The following is a 2,951-nucleotide window of genomic DNA, read 5'->3' as shown; positions in this document are numbered from 1 at the left end:
CTACCAGGGCTATCTCAATGCGATGGAGGCGGCCGGGCTGGAGGTGAAGCCGTCATGGCGTATTCCCGGGCCGCGCACCAAGCAGGCCGGTTTCGAGGCCGCGGGACAGTTTCTGGCGCTGAAGGACAAGCCGACAGCCGCCTGCTGCTGGAATGATCTGGTCGCCATCGGACTGATGAACGGCATTGCGCGGGCCGGCCTCGTGCCGGGCGTCGACATTTCGGTCACCGGTTATGACGATCTCGAGGAGGCCGCAATCGCAACTCCGGCATTGACGACGGTCTGGAATGGCCAGCGCGAGGTCGGCCGCCGCGCCGCCAGCGCGCTGCTCGACAAGCTGAACGGGCAGGCCGTGCGGCCCTCGCAGGAACTGATCAAGCCGGAGCTGCATGTGCGCCAGTCCACCGGCAAGCCGGTGGAGCGCCAATGACAAAAGCCGAAGCAAGGTTCCCGGTCGCCATCCTGGTGCCCGGGCATTTCAACGACCACGCGGTCGGCCGGATCGATAAGGCATTCCGGCGCGTGCGGATCGAGCGCGCCGATCCGTCGCTCGTGACCGGCGAGATGCGTGAGGCGGTGCGCGGCATCGCCTGCTTCGGCGGCATCGACGCGGCCATGATCGATGCGCTGCCAAATCTCGAAATCATCGCCAATTTCGGCGTCGGCTATGATTCGGTGGACGCCAATCACGCGGCCAAGCGCGGCGTGATGGTCACCAACACGCCGGACGTGCTGACCGAGGAGGTCGCCGACACCACGATCGGCCTGCTGATCAACACCGTGCGGGAAATGTACGCCGCCGAGAAATGGCTGCGCGACGGCGACTGGGTGAAGAAGGGCAACTATCGCCTGAGCCGGCTCACCTTGCGCGGCCGCCGCATCGGCATCTTCGGCATGGGTCGCATCGGCCTTGCCGTGGCCCGTCGCCTCGAGGCCTTCGGCCTGCCGATCGCCTATCACAACCGCCGCAAGGTCGAGGGCCTGTCCTACGAATACCATGCGACGCTGAAGGGCTTGGCCGAGGCGGTCGATACGCTGATCTGCATCGCGCCAGGCGGCGCATCGACGGAAAAGGCCATCAATGCCGAGATCCTGTCGGCGCTGGGCCCGAACGGCGTCTTCGTCAACATCGGCCGCGGCAGCACGGTGGATGAGGCGGCTCTCGCCGCTGCTCTCGAGAACGGCACCATCGCCGCTGCCGGGCTCGATGTCTTTGCCGACGAACCGAATGTGCCTCGGGCCCTGCTCGAAGCGCCCAACACCTCGCTTCTGCCGCATGTCGGCTCGGCGTCGGACCACACCCGCCGGGCCATGGCCGATCTCTGCGTCGACAATCTGATTTCCTGGTTCGGCGAGCGCCGGCCGCTGACCGCGGTGCCGGAGACGATCAACGTCAGACCGCGCGCCTGATCGGCCACATTTATTAACGCCTGATTAACCCTTTGGAATCATTGTGCATACTTCGTTATGCATATCGCCGAAAGTTTGGAGACGGCGACATGCATGGACCAGAGGCAAAAAGCGCGACGCGCTCTTGGTGCGGAGAAGCAGAGTGAAGCTGTTGACTGGCTTGGTTGCGTCGGTTGCGTTGTTCGGGGGCGTGCAGTTCCTGCATGGCGGCGATAGCCAAGGCGCGGCCATCGAGCCCGCCGCGTCAAGCATCTACAAATTGACGGCCAATGGCGACGAAGCGGCCTGCGCCGTCCAGCGCGGCGCCGAGGTGTCGGACGGGCTGTCGCGGCTCAGCCTCGCTCCTGATTGCCGCACGCTGATGCCCGGCATCGAGCGTGTGAAATTCTGGCGCGAGCAGGCGGACGGCACGGTCGCCTTCAGCGAGAACGGCATCGATCCGATCGTCACTTTCAGCGTCGCCGATGGCGACGGTTACGAATCCTACGCGCCGGCCGCGCCGCTGCTGGCGCTCAACAGCGACGAATAGCTACCGGATTTTCCTGTAAGCAGCCTACTCTGCCGCCGCACGTGCCCCGGCTTTCGCCGCCGCGTGCAGGCGCACGGCATCGCCGAACGCGCGGAAGATCTTCGCCGAGTTGCTGTCCGACTTCACCCAATATTCGGGGTGCCACTGAACGCCGACCGCGAAGGCGCGCGCATCCTTCACCGAGACCGCCTCAACGGTGCCATCGCTGGCCACCGCCTCGACCTGCAGTTTCGATCCGAGCCGGTCGACCGCCTGGCGGTGCACGGAATTGACCATGATCTCGCCGGCGCCGAACACGCCTGCCAGGCAACTGCCGGGCTTGATCGAAATCGCCTGGCGGATGCCGAAGCGCTCATCCTGATTGTCGCTGACCGGCGCGCGGTGGTCGAGCGTGCCCTCGCGCTCGTGGATCTCGGTGCCCAGCGTGCCGCCCAGCGCCACGTTCAGTTCCTGGATGCCGCGGCAGATGGCGAGCAGCGGCACGCCGCGCTCGATCGCCTTGCGGATCAGCGGCAGCGTGGTGGCGTCACGCGCCGGATCGTAGGGTCCGTTGGCCTCGGTTGCGTCGCCGCCGTAGAGCGACGGATGCACATTGGACTTCGAACCCGTGACCATGACGCCGTCGACCGAGGACAGCAGTTCGTCGAAATCCAGCCGGTCGCCGAAGGAGGGCACCAGCAGCGGGAACACGCCGGCCCCCGCGATCGCCGCCTCGATATATTGCTGCGGGGCGGCATGCCAGGTGTAGTTGTCGAACTGGCGGACATCGGTCGAGACGGCGACGAGCGGCTGCTGCATTTTGGATATCGGTTCCATTGAGGGCTAACGGATTATTCTGCCTACAAAATAGGCGATCCGAGGGCGTTTTGCCATGGCAAGTTTCATCTCTCCGGATAGGCCACGAAATTTAGCGTTAGACTATAGTTGCACATAGCCCGCGATACTGGACTCGACCTCTCGCCTGTGTATGTTTCTTCCCCAACCGGTCCGGGCGGCGAGGATGCCCGAATGT

At 64.9% G+C, this 2,951-nt stretch carries 4 protein-coding genes; 3 read left to right on the top strand and 1 reads right to left on the bottom strand.

Translation table 11 applies throughout. The features are described from left to right. The 3 genes from EOA38_RS32350 to EOA38_RS32340 form a co-directional block, all read left to right on the top strand. On the top strand, positions 1 to 430 hold a 430-nt coding region (locus tag EOA38_RS32350; protein ID WP_189435071.1), incomplete at its 5' end, for a substrate-binding domain-containing protein. Continuing rightward, positions 427 to 1,410, top strand: a complete 984-nt coding sequence (locus EOA38_RS32345) for a 2-hydroxyacid dehydrogenase (RefSeq protein ID WP_127301135.1) — start codon at positions 427 to 429, stop codon at positions 1,408 to 1,410. The genes EOA38_RS32350 and EOA38_RS32345, both read left to right, overlap by 4 nt. Positions 1,411 to 1,552: 142 nt before the next feature. Continuing rightward, positions 1,553 to 1,939 (top strand): hypothetical protein, encoded by a 387-nt coding sequence (locus EOA38_RS32340; protein WP_127301134.1) that lies wholly within the window; start codon positions 1,553 to 1,555, stop codon positions 1,937 to 1,939. Between the two features lie 24 nt (positions 1,940 to 1,963). Here the strand turns inward: EOA38_RS32340 and EOA38_RS32335 are convergent, their stop codons facing one another. Further along, positions 1,964 to 2,737: a gamma-glutamyl-gamma-aminobutyrate hydrolase family protein gene (locus EOA38_RS32335; protein ID WP_127301133.1), complete on the bottom strand. Its 774-nt coding sequence runs from the start codon at positions 2,735 to 2,737 to the stop codon at positions 1,964 to 1,966. Between the last annotated feature and the right edge of the window lie 214 nt (positions 2,738 to 2,951).

The sequence above is a fragment of the Mesorhizobium sp. M1E.F.Ca.ET.041.01.1.1 genome, assembly GCF_003997355.1.
GTDB lineage: Bacteria > Pseudomonadota > Alphaproteobacteria > Rhizobiales > Rhizobiaceae > Mesorhizobium.
This window is presented reverse-complemented; position numbering and strand designations above follow the sequence as displayed.

What these genes read in the sequence shown, in the direction of transcription:
- EOA38_RS32335 (WP_127301133.1), bottom strand. Translation starts at nt 2,737, where the DNA reads ATGCAGCAGCCGCTCGTCGCCGTCTCGACCGATGTCCGCCAGTTCGAC.
- EOA38_RS32345 (WP_127301135.1), top strand. Translation starts at nt 427, where the DNA reads ATGACAAAAGCCGAAGCAAGGTTCCCGGTCGCCATCCTGGTGCCCGGG.